Annotated in this window: 11 protein-coding genes; 8 read left to right on the top strand and 3 right to left on the bottom strand. The window is 64.9% G+C overall.

Features of this window, described 5'->3' with window-relative positions:
* Window positions 1–167: 167 nt before the first annotated feature.
* The 3 genes from DSHI_RS10060 to DSHI_RS10050 are packed head-to-tail and all read right to left on the bottom strand — an operon-like array spanning window position 168 to window position 3,399.
* On the bottom strand, window positions 168–1,442 hold the full coding sequence (locus DSHI_RS10060; protein WP_012178644.1) for a DUF2201 family putative metallopeptidase: 1,275 nt from the start codon (window positions 1,440–1,442) through the stop codon (window positions 168–170).
* Window positions 1,439–2,557 (bottom strand): AAA family ATPase, encoded by a 1,119-nt coding sequence (locus DSHI_RS10055; protein ID WP_012178643.1) that lies wholly within the window; start codon window positions 2,555–2,557, stop codon window positions 1,439–1,441. Before DSHI_RS10055 ends, DSHI_RS10060 begins: the two co-directional genes overlap by 4 nt.
* A gap of 59 nt (window positions 2,558–2,616) precedes the next feature.
* The gene (locus tag DSHI_RS10050; protein ID WP_012178642.1) at window positions 2,617–3,399 is read right to left on the bottom strand and encodes a FadR/GntR family transcriptional regulator; all 783 of its coding nucleotides are present in this window, start codon (window positions 3,397–3,399) and stop codon (window positions 2,617–2,619) included.
* 351 nt (window positions 3,400–3,750) lie between these two features.
* Here DSHI_RS10050 and DSHI_RS10045 point away from each other — a divergent pair, with 351 nt between their 5' ends.
* The 8 genes from DSHI_RS10045 to DSHI_RS21390 all read left to right on the top strand — a co-directional run bounded on the left by DSHI_RS10045 (window position 3,751) and on the right by DSHI_RS21390 (window position 17,718).
* Window positions 3,751–4,803, top strand: coding sequence for a TRAP transporter substrate-binding protein (locus DSHI_RS10045; RefSeq protein WP_044027755.1), 1,053 nt, complete (start codon window positions 3,751–3,753; stop codon window positions 4,801–4,803).
* A 120-nt stretch (window positions 4,804–4,923) separates the two neighbouring features.
* The gene (locus DSHI_RS10040) at window positions 4,924–6,990 is read left to right on the top strand and encodes a TRAP transporter large permease subunit (protein ID WP_012178640.1); all 2,067 of its coding nucleotides are present in this window, start codon (window positions 4,924–4,926) and stop codon (window positions 6,988–6,990) included.
* Between the two features lie 14 nt (window positions 6,991–7,004).
* Window positions 7,005–8,705, top strand: a complete 1,701-nt coding sequence (gene dld / locus DSHI_RS10035; protein WP_044027754.1) for a D-lactate dehydrogenase — start codon at window positions 7,005–7,007, stop codon at window positions 8,703–8,705.
* 228 nt (window positions 8,706–8,933) lie between these two features.
* On the top strand, window positions 8,934–11,591 hold the full coding sequence (gene aceE / locus DSHI_RS10030; protein WP_012178638.1) for a pyruvate dehydrogenase (acetyl-transferring), homodimeric type: 2,658 nt from the start codon (window positions 8,934–8,936) through the stop codon (window positions 11,589–11,591).
* 81 nt (window positions 11,592–11,672) lie between these two features.
* On the top strand, window positions 11,673–12,947 hold the full coding sequence (gene aceF / locus DSHI_RS10025; protein ID WP_044027752.1) for a dihydrolipoyllysine-residue acetyltransferase: 1,275 nt from the start codon (window positions 11,673–11,675) through the stop codon (window positions 12,945–12,947).
* A 12-nt stretch (window positions 12,948–12,959) separates the two neighbouring features.
* Window positions 12,960–14,702, top strand: a complete 1,743-nt coding sequence (gene lpdA, locus DSHI_RS10020; protein ID WP_012178636.1) for a dihydrolipoyl dehydrogenase — start codon at window positions 12,960–12,962, stop codon at window positions 14,700–14,702.
* 259 nt (window positions 14,703–14,961) lie between these two features.
* Window positions 14,962–15,894 (top strand): sulfotransferase family protein, encoded by a 933-nt coding sequence (locus DSHI_RS10015; RefSeq protein ID WP_012178635.1) that lies wholly within the window; start codon window positions 14,962–14,964, stop codon window positions 15,892–15,894.
* A 105-nt stretch (window positions 15,895–15,999) separates the two neighbouring features.
* Window positions 16,000–17,718 carry a hypothetical protein gene (locus DSHI_RS21390; RefSeq protein ID WP_012178634.1) on the top strand — a complete coding sequence of 573 codons (1,719 nt, stop codon included), beginning with the start codon at window positions 16,000–16,002 and terminating at the stop codon, window positions 17,716–17,718.
* Window positions 17,719–17,992: the final 274 nt, after the last annotated feature.

Below are 17,992 nucleotides of genomic sequence, written 5' to 3'. Positions count from 1 at the left end.
GGCGGCCCGGCGGTGCGCGGCGGCTGCGCCTTGTCCTGCGCTGGCGTATCCTATGGGATGGTGAAGCGCCGCACCGCGGCCCGGCGATACGCTTGTGTCGCTTTGGGCCGGCGGGCGGCGTGTCGTGAGTATTTTTGCACAAAAGAAGGAGAGGCGTGCGCGCCCTGTCAGCGGTCCAGCACCAGCACGCGACCGAAGGGTGGGGGGCTCTCGGGTGGTTTGGGGCAGGCCCAGATTACCGGGGCGCGGCCGGGTGCGGCGCCCATGGGGCCGTCGAGATCGGTGAGCACCACGACCGCCGAGGGGGTCAGCGCGGCGGCGCGTTCCAGCACATCGACGAAACTCGTCCCACCGTCGCGGGCGAAGTCCCAGCCCGCCAGGGTCGCGGCCCAGTGGGTGCCGCGCATCTTGTGGGCCGATTGCACGGTCTCGTCGAAGATCAGCACGTGGATCTCGGCCAGCACCCGGCGCCCGATCCGGGCGATTTGCGCGGCGAAATGGGCCAGCTGATCGCCGGTGACCGAGCCGGAGCTGTCGATGGCCAGCACGATCCGGGGCTGGGTCGTCTCGCGCTGCAGGGCGGGCTCGAAGACCGGGACGGGGCGGCCGCGTGCGCGCGCCTCGGCCTCGCCCGCGACCCAGCGGCCCGCGGGGCGGCGGAAGCTGCGGCGCGGGTCGGCCCGTGTCGCGCGGTCCAGCAGGCCGCGCAGGATCACCTCCCACGGGGTGGTGGTCTCGGGGATGTCGGCGAGCCGGAAGCCGAGCGCGCCGATCCCCCGGCCAGCCAGTTTGCCGGCCTCCAGCGCCCGGGCGAGGTGCTGGCGCCACTCGAAATCGCGGGCCTCGGGCGTGTCCTCGTCGCCGTCCTCGCCCGTGGGGCTGGGGGCGATGTCGGGCCGAAAGCCGTCCGCGCCCGCCATGGCCTTGATCTTGTCGGTCTTGCCCTGGCCCTCGGGCTTCGCGGCGGCGTCGCGGCGCATCTCCGTGAAGAGGCGTTCGGCGTCGAAGCTCCGGAGCAGGTCGGCGGGGCTGTCGATGCCAAGCTCGCGTTTCACGGTGGCGTGGCTGACATGGGGGCGGGGCTGGATATAGCCCGCCTGCAGCAGGGTTTCGTTGATCAGGATGTCGGCGGCGATGCCGAAGAGGTCCGGATCGAAGCCGGGTCCGAGCCGCAGGCGGAGCGTTTCGCTGCGGGCGGAATGGCGCAGGGCGATGTGCAGGATGTGGTGGGCGCAGAGGCCCATCTGCTCCGGCAGCGACAGCGCCGCGAAGCCGGGTGCGTAGCGGATGGTGTGCCCGTCGCTGTCGGCGGGCAGGTCGCCCGCAAGATCGGCGTCGCGGTGGGCGCACCAGAGCGCGAGAGCGGCGAGCGCCGGATCGGCCTCCGACAGCTTTTGCAGCGCATGGGTGGCGCGGCGGCTGTGGGATTGCGCGCGGCTCATGCGAGGCCTGCATCCTCCCGCGCGCGGGCGTAGTCGGCATAGACCGGGCTGTCGAGGAAGGCGTCGGCGAGGTCGCGGGCGAGCGCCTGCTGGATCAGCAACTCGAACCCGTGGGTGCGCAATTCTTCCAGCGGCAGGGTGCGGAAGACCGGCTCGGGGCGCGCATCGGGCAGGGTGGCGAGGTCGGCCATGCATTCGATGATGCGCGGCGCGGTCTGGGCCGTCAGCGCGCCGATCAGCCCGTAGACCAGCGCGTGCAGCCCGTGCATCGTGTCGGGATAGAGTGGCGCGCGGCGGCCCCGGTCGGTGGCGAGCAACTCCTCGATCTTGACCGAGGCCGCGACCTCGTCGGCCACGAGGGCGAATTCGGCGCCGATCGCCTCGCCCACGGTGCCGGCCACGAGGATGTTGCGCTGGCGGCGGTCGGGCACTGCGCGGAGGATGTCGCTGACCCGTTCCCAGGCGCGGGGGGTGGCGGCGATGATCTCGTCGCGTTCCTGGGCCGCGGCCCCGGTGGACAGAAGATCGCCGCGGCTGCGCAGGAAGGCGATGACGGCCGGGTGCAGGCCGCGGGGGACGGCGAAGTTTTCCAGCCAGTCGGTGGCCGAGGCGGTGACGTGCAGATGCACCAGCCGGTCCGACAGCGCGCTGCCCATCTCGTAGGCGATGGCGCCGTCCTCGACCGTGTTTCCGGCAGCGACGAGGAACACGCTGTCGGGCAGGCGGTGCTGGCCCACGCGGCGTTCCTGCAGCAGGCCATAGACCGTGGGTTGCAGGCTGGGCGCCGCGGCGGTGAGTTCGTCGAGAAACAGCACCGAGGGCGCGTCGGGGTCGTCCGGCAGGTCCTCGGGGCGGTACCAGACGGTCTTGCGGGCGTCGTGGTCGTAATAGGGCAGGCCGCGCAGATCCTGCGGCTCGATGGTGGTCAGGCGCAGATCGAAAAGGCGCGCGCCGATTTCTTCGGCCAGTTGCGCCACGATCTGGGATTTGCCGACCCCGGGCGCGCCGTGGAGCATGTAGGCCGCCGTCAGGCGCCCGGCGCGCTGCGCCGCCCAGGCGGTGCGGAGCACGTCGAGGGCGGTGCCCGCGGAAACTGTCATCGCGTTGAGGGCCATGCCTGTCCTTTCCGGTCTGGACCAGAGCTAGGGCGGGGGCGGGGCGCGTCGAGCGGACGTCAGGCGGGCCGGGTCAGGGCGTAGCGTTTCTCGGCGAGCGCTTCGCGGCGTTGCTGTTCCTCGCCCTTGCGGAACGAGGCGCCGACAAAGTCGATATGGGCGCGGGCGGCGGCCTCGGCGGCGTCGGGGTCGCGGGCGAGGATGGCGGCGCCAATCGCCTCGTGCTGGGCCAGCAGCATCTCGCCCGTGCCGTCGATGGCGCGCAGGTAGTCGCGGTTGTAGAACACGCCGCGGCGGGTCAGCTCGTAGATCGAGGACATCATGTGACTGAGCATGGTGTTGTGCGATGCGTCGACGATGGCCGAGTGAAAGGCGATGTCGCTTTCCATGGAGGCGCGGGCATCGTCGCGGTCCTGGGCTATGCGCATGTTCGCTAGGTGTTGCGAGATCGCCTGGGCGTCGAAATCGGTGTGGCGTTCCGCGGCGAGACGGGCGGCGAAGGCCTCCTGTTCCTTGCGGTATTCGAGGTACTCGAAGAACGCCTCGCCATGGCGGGAGAACAGGTCCAGCAGCGCCGGGGACATGGCGGTATTGGTCAGTTGCGCGACGAAGGAGCCTTCGCCCTTGCGGGTCTCCAGCAGGCCTTCGTCCTCCAGCCGTTTGAGCGCCTCGCGCAGCTTGGGGCGGGAGACGCCGAGGGCCTCGGCCAGGTCCCGTTCGGCGGGCAGGCGCGCGCCCTGGCGCAGCACGCGGGAGACGATCAGATCCTCGATCTGCGTGACCACGGCGTCGGCGACCGAATCGTGGTCGATGGGCTGGAAGATGTGCGGATCGGTGGGCATGGGCGGTCTCCGGTAGCGTTTGGCGGCGCGGGGGTCCGGTAAATAATATTGTCCTTTTGGGTGTGACTTCAAGGGTTGCTTGCCTGGGGTCAGCTGGGGAATACCGTTGCATACCAAGGGGGTTAGGGAAATGAGGGCAAAAAATATACCTTATTTTTCGGGCTCAGAGCCATGCACCCGGTGCAGAGGGGCCATGCGCACGAATTGTCGCGGCCGGTAAATAAAGTTTGCCGCAAGGGGATGGTCAAGTTTATGAACCACGGCAAGGTGGCGGAAAACGATCCCGGCACCGGCCCTGACACTGGCCCCGATGCAAGACCCCGGAGGGCCGAAAAAACTCGTGGAGGAAACATGAAAAAGACCCTGACCTGCCTGCTGGCCGCGGCGACGATGCTGACCGCGCCCATGGCCCATGCCGCCGACAAGATGCTGCTGAAGACCCCGATTGCGTTCTCGACGGCCCTGCCGGGGCTGGGCACGCCGATCCCGCGGGTGGCCGATGCGCTGGCGACCATGTCCGGCGGAACGCTGAAGATGAAGGTGTACGAGCCCGGCAAGCTGGTCCCGGCCTTCGAGATCCTGGATGCGGTGTCCTCGGGCAAGATCAACTCCGGCTACACCACCGCCGGGTATTGGGCGGGCAAGATCCCGGCGGCCCCCCTGTTCTCGGCTGTGCCCTTTGGCCCCGAGGCGGGCGAGTACATGGCATGGCTCTATTACGGCAACGGCATGGATCTCTATCAGGAGATGTATGACCAGGCCGGCTACAACGTGCATGTGCTGCCCTGCGCGATCCTGGCGCCCGAAACCTCGGGCTGGTTCGCCAAGGAGATCACGTCGGCCGAAGATCTGAACGGGCTGAAGATGCGGTTCTTCGGGTTGGGCGGCAAGGTGATGCAGAAGTTGGGCGTGGCCACATCGCTGCTGCCCGGCGGCGAGATCTTCCCGGCGCTGGAGAAGGGCGCCATCGACGCGACCGAGTTCTCGATGCCCGCCATCGATGCACGGCTCGGTTTCCACAAGCTGGTGAAGTTCAACTACTTCCCCGGCTGGCACCAGCAGGCGACCGTGTTCGAGTTGATGATCAACAAGGACGTCTGGAACGACGCCAGCGAGCAGCACAAGGCGATCATCGAGAGCGCCTGCAAGGCGTCCATGGCCGACAGCTTCGCCGAGGGTGAGGCGATCCAGCACGCGGCGCTGATCGACAACGTGGAAAAGAACGGTGTCGAGATGAAGCAGTGGTCGCCGGAGATGCTAGAGCTGTTCCGGGCGACTTGGGACGAGGTGGCCGCAGAAGAAGCCGCGAACGATGAATTCTTCGCCAAGGTACTGGCGGACATGACCACGTTCCGCGACGGCTACGCTCTGTGGAAGCGCAACGCCTTCCTGCCGCGGGACTGACCGTGGCCCGGGGCGGCGCCCATGTGGCGTCGCCCCTCCTGATTTCCTGATTTTTCAGACAGTTGCACAAATCCGGCTGGACAGATGCGTCCGCCATTCAAGGACCAGAGGAGAGGAACGATGGCGGTGGACATCCCCCAGATCGAGGACCCGCTCGAAACCTACGAGCATATTCTCGAACACGAGGAGCGCGACAGGCAGCCGGTGGCGGTGGCGCTGGACAATGCGGTAAAGGGCGTGGGCCATGTGGTGATGTGGGCCAATATCGCGCTCATTGCCGCCATCGTGGCGCAGGTGCTGTTCCGCTACCTGCTGAACCAGAACTTCCCCAAGCTGGACGAGATCCAGTGGCATTTCTACGGCGCGGTGACGATGATCGGCATCTCCTACGCGCTGGTCACGGACAGCCATGTGCGGGTCGATCTCTTGCACATGCAACTCAGCCGCCGGTCCCAGCGGATCATCGAGGTGCTGGGCATCCTGTTCCTGCTGGTGCCGCTGATCTACCTGATGGTGGACCAGGGCTGGGATTATTTTTACGAGAGCTACCGGGTGAACGAGCGCTCCGACAGCCCCACGGGTCTGCCCCTGCGCTGGGCGTTCAAGGCGATCATTCCCATCAGTTTCGTTTTGCTGGGCATCGCGGCAGTGGCGCGGTTGATCCATGATGCCCATGCGCTCTGGGTCGGGTACGAGGATGAACGTCCGGGCCGCGGGCTGGGTGTGGTGCTGATGGCGCTGCTGGCCTTCGCGGTCGTGGGCTTCGGTCTGAGTTTCCTGGTGGAGACGACGGAAGAGAAGCTGGTGGTGGCGATGTTCATCACCTTCATCGCGCTCTTGTTCACCGGGTACCCGGTGGCCTGGGTGCTGTCGGGGGTGGGTGTGGCCTATTGCGGGCTCGCGTTCCTGTTCGACAACGACCTGATGCTGTGGACCGGGCTGGAAGGCACGCTCACGGGGCTGGATTACCTGACCCTGGGCGCCACGGTGAACCGGGTCTATGCGACCATGTCGAACGCGGTTCTGGTGGCCCTGCCGATGTTCATCTTCATGGGGCTGATGCTGGACGAGAGCGGGGTCGCGGAGCGGCTGATGACCTCGATGCAGCGGCTTTTCGGCAAGACGCGCGGAGGGCTGGCGATCACGGTGACGATGATCGGGATCATCCTTGCGGCCTCCACGGGGATCATCGGGGCATCCGTTGTGCTGCTGGGGGTTCTGTCCCTGCCGGCGATGATGCAGCAGAAATACTCGCCGCGCCTGGCCGCGGGGGTCGTGTCGGCCTCGGGCACCCTGGGCATCCTCATTCCGCCGTCGATCATGCTGGTCATCATGGCGGACCAGATGGCGCTGTCGGTGGGCGATCTGTTCATGGCCGCGGTGTTCCCGGGGGTGATCATCGGGGGGCTCTACCTGGTCTATATCTTCGTGATCTCGTACCTGAAGCCCGACGTGGCCCCGGTGCCGGAGGGTGCGCAATCGCCCGATTGGCAGGCGGTCAAGGACGTGATGGTCGCGGTGCTGCCGACGCTGGGCCTGATCCTGGCGGTGTTGGGGTCGATTTTCGCAGGTATCTGCACGCCGACCGAAGCTTCGGGCATCGGCGCGCTGGGCGCGACCCTGCTGGCGCTGGGGTATCGGAAGCTGACCCTGCACAAGCTGGTCAATGTGCTGGTGTCGACCTTCAACACCACCGCCTATATCTTCGCGATCTTCCTCGGGGCGACGGTGTTCTCTTACGTCCTGCGCGAGCTGGGCGGGGACGCGTTGATCGAGCACATGATCGCGGCCACGGGGCTGGGCCCCAACGGCACGATCCTGTTCATCCTGTTCATCGTGTTCCTGTTGGGCTTCGTTCTGGACTGGATCGAGATCACGCTGATCGTGCTGCCGCTGATGCGGCCCATCGTGAACGCGCTGGGCATGGATATCCCCGGTTTCGGGGTGCTGGATGAGCCGACGCTGGTGTGGTTCGTCATTCTTGTCGCAGTCACCTTGCAGACATCATTCTTGACTCCGCCGGTCGGGTTTGCCCTGTTCTATCTCAAGGGAGTTTGCCCGCCGGAGATCAAGCTGCTGGACATCTACAAGGGGATCATCCCGTTTGTCCTGCTGCAGCTCACGGGGTTGGCGTTGGTGTTCCTGCTGCCTGCGCTCGCAACCTGGCTGCCGTCGGTGGCCTACTGATGGAGGCTGGACGCATGACCGACGCAGATCTGATCGAAACCCTGCGCGGGATCGTCGGGGCCCGGCACCTGATGACCGACCCGCGCAAGACCGAGCGGTTCCGCAAGGGGTTTCGATCGGGCGAGGGCGAGGCGCTGGCCGTGGTCCAGCCCGGCACCATCCTGGAGCAGTGGCGCGTCCTGCAGGCCTGCGTGAAGGCGGACAAGATCGTCATCATGCAGGCGGCCAATACCGGGCTGACCGAGGGGTCGACCCCCAATGGCGGGTATGACCGGGACGTGGTGCTGATCAACACCCGGCGGATGGACCAGCTGACGGTGCTGGACGGTGGGCGGCAGGTGGTGAGCCTGCCGGGTGCGACCCTGTTCGCGTTGGAGAAACTGCTGGCCCCCCTGGGCCGGCAGCCCCATTCGGTGATCGGGTCGTCCTGCATCGGGGCGTCGATCGTCGGCGGGGTGTGCAACAATTCGGGCGGCGCGCTGATCGAGCGGGGGCCGTCCTATACCGAGCTGTCGCTTTTTGCGCAGATCACGGCGGATGGGCAGCTGGAGCTGGTCAATCACCTCGGCATCAACCTCGGCGAGACGCCCGAAGAGATCCTGACGCGGTTGCAGGAGGGCAGGTTCGCCGACGCAGATGTGGAGTATTCCAACAAGCAGGCCTCGGATACCGAATACGCCACCCGCGTGCGCGATGTGGAGGCCGACACGCCCGCCCGGTTCAACGCCGACAAGCGGCGGCTTTACGAGGCGGCGGGATGCGCGGGCAAGCTGGCGGTGTTCGCCGTGCGGCTCGACACCTACCCCAAGAACGACGCCGAGCAGGTGTTCTATATCGGCACGAATGACCCCGATGAACTGACCGAGCTGCGCCGGCACATGCTGGCGGAGTTCAAATCCCTACCGGTGTCGGCCGAATACATGGCCAGAGAGATTTTCGACATCTCCGAGAAGTACGGGAAAGACACGGTGATGATGATCAACTGGCTCGGCACCGACAAGCTGCCGATGTTCTTTGCCATGAAGGGGGCGGTGGATGCGCGGCTGAACAAGTTCGCGTTGACGCGCGGGTTCACCGACAAGTTCATGCAGCTTGCCAGTGCCGTGGTGCCCCGGCTGATCCCCAAGCGGATGATGGCGTATCGCGACCGGTTCGAGCATCACCTGATTCTGAAGATGCGGGACGAGGGGATCGACGAGGCGCGCGATTTCCTGGGCGCGTTCTTCGCGGGGCGGGGTGGCGATTATTTCGAGTGCACGGCCAAGGAGGGCAAGATCGCCGGGCTGCACCGGTTTGCCGCCGCCGGTGCGGCGATCCGGTACCAAAACATCCATGCGGACCAGGTGGAGGATATCCTTGCGCTGGATATTGCCTTGAAGCGGAACGAGCGTGCCTGGCTCGAAGAACTGCCGCCGCATATCGCGGACAAGCTGGTGCACAAGCTCTATTACGGGCACTTCATGTGCCACGTTCTGCACCAGGATTACATCGTCAAGAAGGGCGTCGACGTGAAGGCGCTGAAGGCGGAAATGCTTGAATTGCTTGACAAACGGGGTGCGGAATACCCCGCCGAGCACAATGTCGGACATCTTTATGGAGCCAAACCGGACCTTGCTGCGTTCTACAAGAGCGTGGATCCGACGAATTCCATGAATCCCGGGATCGGGAAGATGTCGAAGTGCAAGCATTACGGCGCAAAACGGGAGGAAGTTTAATGTTGAACCATTGGTATGCATCAGCTGCGTAGCGCTATGCATCTGGCAGGGGTTCTGACCTAACGACCCCCGTGTTATCCACATATCATCACGCGGCATGCGTTGATCGCACGGCCCCGGTGGGGGTCGAGCGGGAGGGAGGAGGAAATTCCCATCCGGTTACAGCGATTAATTTAATGCTGAACGAAATGGCTGGGCCGCAGAGTCCGGACCAAGGGACAGAGGATCATGACGGACACCAAGCACGATATCGACCCGGTGGAATCCCAGGAATGGCAGGAAGCCATCGAGGATGTGATCGCCCGGGACGGCGCGGATCGCGCCCATTACCTTCTGGACAAGGCGGTGCAGCAGGCCCGCGCGGCGGGCGCGACCCTGCCGTTCTCGGCCACCACGCCCTACCAGAACACCATTCCCGCCGATGACCAGTACGACTTCCCCGGCGACCTGGAGATGGAATGGCGGATCCGCACCATCAACCGCTGGAACGCCATGGCCACGGTCGTGCGCCGCAACAAGGTCAGCTCGGAATATGGCGGGCATATCGCGTCCTTTGCGTCCTCGGCGGTGATGTATGACGTGGGTCTGAACCACTTCTGGCGCTCGAAATCGGCGATCCACGGTGGGGATCTCGTGTTCTTCCAGGGCCATGTGATCCCGGGGATCTATGCGCGGTCCTTCATGGAAGGCCGGATCAGCGAGGAGCAGCTGGAAAATTTCCGCTCCGAAGTCGACGGGTCCGGCCTGTCATCCTATCCGCACCCTTGGCTGATGCCGGACTACTGGCAGTTCCCGACCGTGTCGATGGGGCTCGGCCCGCTCATGGCGATCTACCAGGCGCGGTTCATGAAATACATGCACAGCCGGGGCCTCATCGACATGGCCGACCGCAAGGTGTGGTGTTTCCTGGGCGATGGCGAGATGGACGAGCCGGAAAGCCGGGGCGCCATTGACCTCGCGGTGCGCGAGGGGCTGGACAACCTGATCTTCGTGATCAACTGCAACTTGCAACGGCTCGACGGACCGGTGCGCGGCAATGGCAAGATCGTGCAGGAGCTGGAAGGCGACTTCCGCGGCGCGGGCTGGAACGTCATCAAGCTGCTCTGGGGCAAGGGTTGGGACGAATTGCTGGAGAAAGACGTCTCGGGCCGGTTGCGCCAGCTGATGGACGAGACCGTGGACGGCGATTACCAGACGTTCAAATCCAAGGACGGCGCCTATATCCGCAAGCATTTCTTTGGCAAGTATCCCGAGACCGCGGCGCTGGTCGAGGACTGGACCGATGAGCAGATCTGGGCGCTGCGCCGGGGCGGGCACGATCCGCAAAAGGTCTATACCGCGTTCAAGAAGGCGACCGAGACCAAGGGGCAGCCGAGCTGTCTGCTGGTCAAGACCGTGAAGGGTCACGGGATGGGCACGGCCGGCGAGGGCCAGAACACCACCCACCAGCAAAAGAAGATGAACGAGGAGCAGTTGCGCGCCTTCCGCGACCGGTTCAAGATCCCTGTCAGCGACGAGGATGTCGGCAAGGCCCCGTTCGTGGCGCTGAACAACGCGCAGAAGGCCTATATCCTGGAGCGGCGCAAGGAGCTGGGCGGCGAGTTCCCGAAGCGCGAATGGCGCGACACCCCCAAGCTGGAGATCCCTGCGCTGGAGGCGTTCGGCAAGGAGCTGAAATCCACCGGCACGCGTGAGATTTCGACCACCATGGCCTTCGTGCGGATACTGACGACGCTCTTGCGCGACAAGAACATCGGCAAGCAGGTCGTGCCGATCGTGCCGGACGAGAGCCGCACCTTCGGGATGGAAGGCTTGTTCCGCTCGGTGGGGATCTACAACCCGATGGGGCAGACCTACATCCCCGAAGACCGGGACCAGATGTCCTATTACAAGGAGAGCGAGACGGGACAGGTCCTGCAGGAGGGCATCAACGAGGCCGGGGCCATGGCCGACTGGATCGCGGCGGCCACGTCGTACTCCAACCACGGCGTGCCGATGATCCCGTTCTTCATCTACTACTCTATGTTCGGGTTCCAGCGGATCGGCGACCTGGCCTGGGCCGCGGGCGACAGCCGTGCGCGGGGCTTCATGCTGGGCGGCACCGCCGGGCGCACGACGCTGAACGGCGAGGGGCTGCAGCACGAGGACGGGCATTCCCACATCCTGGCGGGCACCATCCCGAACTGCATCAGCTACGATCCGACCTTCAGCTACGAGGTGGCGGTGATCGTCCATCACGGGCTCAAGCGGATGTATGTCGAGCAGGACGACGTGTATTTCTACCTGACGCTGATGAACGAGAACTACACCCATCCGGACATGCCGATGGGTGTAGAAGAGGACATCATCAAGGGGCTTTACCGGTTCTCGAAAACCGCCAAGCCGAACAAGAAGCATGTCAACCTGATGGGGTCGGGCACGATCCTGGTGCAGGCGATCAAGGCGGCCGAGATGCTGAAGGAAGACTTCGGCGTGACCTCGGACATCTGGTCGGCGACCTCGATGAACGAGCTGGCCCGCGACGGGCAGGATTGCGCACGGGCCAACCGGCTCGACCCCCTTGGAGATCAGAAGGTGCCGTTTGTCACGCAACAGCTTGAAGGGGTGACCGGACCGGTCATCGCGGCCACCGATTACATGAAGAACTATGCCGAACAGATCCGCGCGTTCGTGCCGCAGGACTTCACGGTCCTGGGCACCGACGGGTTCGGGCGGTCCGACAGCCGGGTCAACCTGCGCCGGTTCTTCGAGGTGGATTCCAACCACATCGCCGCCGCGGCCATGGTCGCGCTGCACAGGCAGGGGACCGTCACCGATGCGGTGCTGAAAAAGGCGCTCGCCCGGTACGAGATCGACAGCAACAAGCCGAACCCCCGTCTGGTGTGATCGGGACGCGTCCGTCCGGCCCGGCCTGCGCGCGGCGCGGGACAGGGCCGGCGGATGCCAGGGAATGAGAAGGACAAGACAATGGCAATCGAAGTAAACGTGCCCGATATCGGCGATTTCACCGATGTTCCGGTGGTCAGCATCCTGGTTTCGGTCGGCGATGTGGTCGCCGAAGAAGACCCCTTGCTGGAACTGGAGAGCGACAAGGCGACCATGGAAGTGCCCAGCCCCGTTGCGGGCAAGGTGGTCGAGATCAAGGTGGCCGAGGGCGATACCGTTTCCGAAGGTACGCTGATCATGATGATGGAGGCCGAAGATGGCGCGGCGGGCGCCTCGGAGCCGGCGCCTTCGGCACCAGCCGCCTCGGCGCCCGCGGCCCCGTCCGCTGCCGCGCCCGCGGCCCCCACCGACCCCAAGCCTGCGCCGGTGACCGATGCGGGCTTCGGCAAGGCCCATGCGAGCCCCTCGGTGCGGGCCTTCGCCCGGTCCCTGGAGATCGATCTGAGCAAGGTCAACGGCACCGGCCGCAAGGGGCGCATCCTGCGCGAGGATGTGACCGCCTATCTGAAATCCAGCACGGCGCCTGCACCCGCCAAGGGGGGGGCTGCGTCCGGGGGCATGGGTATTCCGCCGATCCCGGTGGTGGATTTCTCGAAATTCGGCCCGGTCGAGGACGTGGAGATGCCGCGGATCAAGAAGATTTCCGGCCCTGCGTTGCACCGGTCCTGGCTGAACATCCCGCACGTCACCCATAACGACGAGGCGGACATCACCGATCTCGACAAGTACCGCAAGGAGATGGACACCCAGGCCAAGGAAGACGGCTACCGGGTGACGCTTCTGTCTTTCGTGATCAAGGCGAGCGTCTCGGCATTGAAGACCCATTGGGAATTCAACAGCTCGATCCATCCCGACGGCGACAAGCTGATCAAGAAGGCGTTCTACAATATCGGCTTTGCGGCGGACACGCCCAACGGGCTGATGGTGCCGGTGATCAAGGATGCGGACCGCAAGGGGCTGGTGGAGATTTCCAAGGAGCTGATGGAGCTGTCGGCCAAGGCCCGTGCGGGTGAGTTGAAGGGGCCGGACATGCAGGGCGCGACCTTCACCATCTCGTCGCTCGGCGGGATTGGCGGGACGTCCTTCACGCCCATCGTCAACGCACCCGAGGTGGCGATCCTGGGCCTGACACGCTCGAAGATGGCGCCGGTCTGGAATGGCGAGGAGTTCGTGCCGCGCCTGATGCAGCCGCTCTCGCTGAGCTATGACCACCGGGCGGTGGACGGGGCCCTGGCGGCGCGGTTCTGCGTGACGCTCAAGACCCTGCTCGGCGATATGCGCAAGTTGATGTGGTAAGGAGACGGACCGATGGACATTAAAGTACCCGATATCGGGGATTTCACCGATGTGCCGGTCGTCTCGATCCTTGTGGCCGTGGGCGACACGGTGGCCGAGGAAGACCCGCTGATCGAGCTGGAGAGTGACAAGGCGACCATGGAGGTGCCGTCACCGGCCGCCGGTGTCGTCAAGGAGATCAAGGTGGCCGAGGGCGACAACGTCTCGGAAGGCACCGTGATCATGGTGTTCGAGAGTTCAGGCGCCGAAGAAGCCCCGAAAGGGGCTGATGAGGCCCCCGCAGCCGCCGCTGCCCCCGAGGCCGTGGCCGCGACCGGTACCGCGACCGGCCCGGGGGATGTGCATGGCGAGGTGGTGGTGCTGGGCTCCGGCCCCGGGGGCTACACCGCGGCGTTCCGGGCGGCGGATCTGGGCAAGAAGGTGGTTCTGATCGAGCGCTACCCGTCTCTGGGTGGGGTCTGCCTCAACGTCGGCTGTATTCCGTCCAAGGCGCTTCTGCATGTCGCCAAGGTCATCACCGAGGCTGAAGAGATGGGCGCGCACGGCGTCAGTTTCGGCAAGCCGAAGGTGGATCTGGACGAATTGCGCGCCTTCAAGGACAGCGTGATCGGTCAGTTGACCGGCGGCCTGAGCGGTTTGGCCAAGGGCCGCAAGGTCGAGGTCGTCACCGGCTATGGCAAGTTCACCGGGCCGAACATGATCGCGGTGGAAGGCGAGGATGGCGTCACGACGGTCAGCTTCGACCAGTGCATCATCGCGGCAGGCTCCGAGCCGGTGAACCTGCCGTTTCTGCCCGAGGATGACCGGATCATCGACAGCACCGGCGCGCTGGAGCTCAAGGACATCCCCAAGCGGATGCTGATCCTGGGCGGCGGTATCATCGGGCTGGAAATGGCCTGTGTCTATGATGCGCTGGGCTCGGACATCACCGTGGTCGAGTTCATGGATCAGCTGATGCCGGGGGCCGACAAGGACATCGTCAAGCCGCTGCACAAGCGGATCGAGGGCCGGTACGAGAACATCCTGCTCAAGACCAAGGTGACCGGGGTCGAGGCGCTCAAGAAGGGGCTGAAGGTCACTTTCGAGGACGCCAAGGGTGAGCTCACCACGGACACCTTCGACAAGGTGCTCGTGGCCGTGGGGCGCAAGCCGAACGGCGCGCTGATCGATGCCGAGAAGGCCGGGGTCGCCGTGGACGAGCGCGGCTTCATCGCCGTGGACAGCCAGCAGCGCACGGGTGTTGCGCATATCTTCGCCATCGGTGACCTGGTGGGCCAGCCGATGCTGGCGCACAAGGCGGTGCATGAGGGCAAGGTCGCGGCAGAGGTCTGCGCGGGTCACAACCGCCATTTCGATGCGCGGCTGATCCCCTCCGTGGCCTATACCGACCCTGAGGTCGCCTGGTGCGGCGTGACGGAGACCGACGCCAAGGCCAAGGGCATCGCCTACGAGAAGGGGGTCTTTCCCTGGGCGGCGTCGGGGCGGTCCCTTTCCAATGGCCGGTCCGAGGGGATTACGAAGCTGCTGTTCGACCCCGAGGACGACCGGGTGATCGGGGCCTGCATCGTGGGCACCAATGCGGGCGATCTGATCTCGGAGGTGGCGCTGGCCATCGAAATGGGCGCGGATGCGGTCGATCTGGGCCACACCATCCACCCGCACCCGACCCTGTCGGAGACGGTGAATTTCGCCGCCGAGATGTTCGAGGGCACGATCACCGACCTGATGCCGCCGAAGAAGAAAAAGGCCCACTAGGCTCTCTTAGGGTCAAGACCCGGACGCCGTGCCCCCCGGGGCGCGGCGTCTTGCGTTGGGGGTGCGGGGATTTGTTAACCGGGGCGTGCCAGAACCGGCAGTGCGGCGCGGTCCGGGCGCGCGGGGCTGCCACAGTTTGTCCCGTTTGCCGCGAATTCCGGTCCCGGCGCTTTGCGCAGCACGGGGGCTGTGGTTCTGTGCGTTTATCCAGGATTTTCGGTGCCCGGCCCCGGTGCGCCCCATTTCAGAGGTTGATTTCATGCCCGATCCCGTCGTTCTGCTTGGCCCCGGCCGCTCTTTCACGACCGTTGCCGCGGGGATGCTTGGCCAGCATCCGCAACATTACGGGATGCCGGAGCTGAACCTGGCCTTGGGCGACACGGTGGGGGAGTTTCTGGCCATGACCATGGGCGGTCGCAACGGGCTGGCCCACGGGATTGTGCGGGCCATGGCGCAGCTGGAGTTTGGCGAGGTCACCGCAAGGGGCGTGGAGGAGATGCGCGCCTTTCTGCACGCAAACCGGGACATGACCACGCGGGAGTTGATGGCGGCGCTCCAGGACATGGTGGCGCCGAAAGCGATCGTCGAGAAAAGCCCGGCAATCGCGGCGGATGCGCATTTTCCGTTCCGGCAGGAGCAGATCCTGCCCGGGGCGAAATACATCCACATCACCCGCCACCCGATGTCCGCCGGCCGGTCGATGATCGACGCGAAGTGGTACACGATGATCCTGCGCTCGCCCGTGGGCGACTCCTGGGACCGGCGCATGGACCCGCCGGTTCTGGATCCGCAGGTGCATTGGTTCGAGGCCCATGAGCGGCTGCTGAACTTCCTCGACACCATTCCGGCGGATCGGCAGATGCGGCTGCGCGGCGAGGACCTGCTGGCCGATCCCGACACCTGGCTGGCGCGGATCTGCGCCTGGCTCGGGGTGGATACGGGCCCTGCGGCGATCGAGGCGATGAAGCACCCCGAAACCTCGCCCTTCGCCCGGCCCGGGCCACAGAATGCCCAATGGGGGGGCGACCCGAGCTACCAGGACAACCCGGCCCTGCGGCCCTACACCATCAAGCCCGAGCGGCTGAGCGGGCCTTTGCCCTGGCGCGAGGATGGGGTCGGGTTCGCCGATCACGTGATCGAAATGGCGCAATTTTTCGGCTATGAGGATGGCGGGCCGGCGCAGGGGGGCTGAAACCCGCGTCGGGAAACCATTGGTTTGCAAATTCGTGTCAAACCGTGGTTGAGTTTGGCAGGCCCGGTCGGGACCTGACCACGCACGCATGAGAGGAACGGATCGGTGAGCACGGGATTCGAGGCGATAACGGCGCAGGTCAAGCTGGTGATCTGGGACCTGGACGAGACCTTCTGGCAGGGCACCTTGTCCGAAGGGGGCATTACGCCGATCCCGGCCCATGCAGAGATGATCAAGACGCTCGCGGATCGCGGGATCATGTCGTCGATCTGTTCCAAGAACGATTTCGACACCGCCAAGGCGGAGTTGGAGAGGCTCGGCGTCTGGGACTACATCGTGTTTCCCCATATCGACTGGACCCCGAAAGGCCAGGCGATCAAGACCATGCTGTCGGCCATGGGGTTGCGGGCGCCGAACGTGGTGTTTCTCGACGACAATCACATGAACCTCGAAGAGGCCGCGTTCTTCAACGAGGGGCTGATGTGCGTGGATGCGACCCAGCCGCTCGCCGGGCTGCTCGATCTGCCGCAGATGAAGGGCAAGGACGACCGCGCCCATTCCCGACTGGCCCAATACAAGATGCTGGAGACCAAGCAGGCCGCGCAAGCCGAGGGCGCGCTCGACAACATGGCGTTCCTGCGCCAATCGCAGATCCGGGTCGAGATCCTGACCGATCTGGAGCCGCATATGGACCGGGTTCTGGAGCTGATCAATCGCACGAACCAGCTGAACTTCACCAAGAATCGGGTGGAGACGCCGGAGGCGCGGGCGGAGTTGGACGCGCTCCTGGCAACCTCGGGGGTGCATGCGGGGCTGGTGCGGGTGACGGACCGCTACGGCGATTACGGGATCGTGGGCTTCTTTGCCGCGCGGGTGAAATACAGCGGCACAACCGTGCATCATTTCTGCTTTTCATGCCGGACGCTCAACATGGGGGTGGAGCAGTTCGTCTGGCAGCGGATCGGTGCGCCGGAATTCGACTTCAAAGGCCCGGTGGCAAGCCAGCTGGACGCAGGCGCGGAGGTGGACTGGATCGCGGAGGCGTCGTCGTCGGACCAGGTGTTTTCCGAGCAGGACGATCGGACCCTGTGCCTTGTCGGCGGGTGCGACCTGCTGCAGGTGTCGTTTTACTGCGGCACCAACCGGCATGAATTCGTCAACAAGGAGGATCGCGGATACCTCGTGCGCTATGACGATCCGGGGTTTTTCCTGAACCCGCGCAAGCCTTTGAAACATGATCAGACGTTGAAGAAGTTTCCCACCTGGTCCTGGCAGGACATGGAGGATCTTGATGTTGCCCTGGCGGACTCCGATGTCGTGCTGCTGTCGCTCTATTACGCGGTGCCGGGGGACACGTTCTTTACCTTCGGCGGCAAGGAGTGGGGCGGGGAATACCTGGTCAAGGTGCCGCCGCGCACGCTGAAGAAGTTCATCAAGTCCGACCAGGCGTTGTGGTTTGCCAAGTCCTTCTATCACCGGCGCTACACGCTGGAGGAGAGCCTTGAACTGACGCGCCGGAGCATGGAGCGGGCGATGAGCCTCGTGAAGCCGGACGCACAGGTCTTTGTGCTGACGGCGGCGACCAAGACCGGGATGCAGGCAGAGCGGACGGGCGAGATGCGCGCGGCCTATAACGCGATGTGCAAGGCGTTCTGCGCGGGCCACGCCCAGGCCCATCTGGTCGATCTGGACGAGGTCCTGCTGGAAGAGGATTTCCAGGACAGCGACCACTACACGCGCGCGGGCTATTTCAAGATCGCGAAATGCGTGAACGACTACATGGCCGACCAGTCGGGGGCCGCCGCGGATGTCGCGGCGGAGTAACACGCCTGTGCGGTCCGCTGCCGGGAAAGTGGCTCCCATGATGTGATTAATTCCTGGGCGCCTCGCGCAATTTGCTCGCTTCCTGTGCGCCCTCGGGGGGAGATTTCTTGACAAGGGTCAAGGCTATCCATCAAAGGGGGGCATGTGTGGGATCGAGTTTACGAATGCGTAACCTTTTACCGTCAGGCAGATCTGCAGAAGGAAAGGGGCCGCACGTGATCGGGACATGGGCGCGTTTTGGCCAAGTTGCAGCCTCTGTGCAGGTGCGAAACTT

This window comes from Dinoroseobacter shibae DFL 12 = DSM 16493, assembly GCF_000018145.1.
Lineage (GTDB): Bacteria > Pseudomonadota > Alphaproteobacteria > Rhodobacterales > Rhodobacteraceae > Dinoroseobacter > Dinoroseobacter shibae.
The sequence above is the reverse complement of the archived record's forward strand: the minus strand, read 5'-3'. Positions and strand labels throughout refer to the sequence as shown.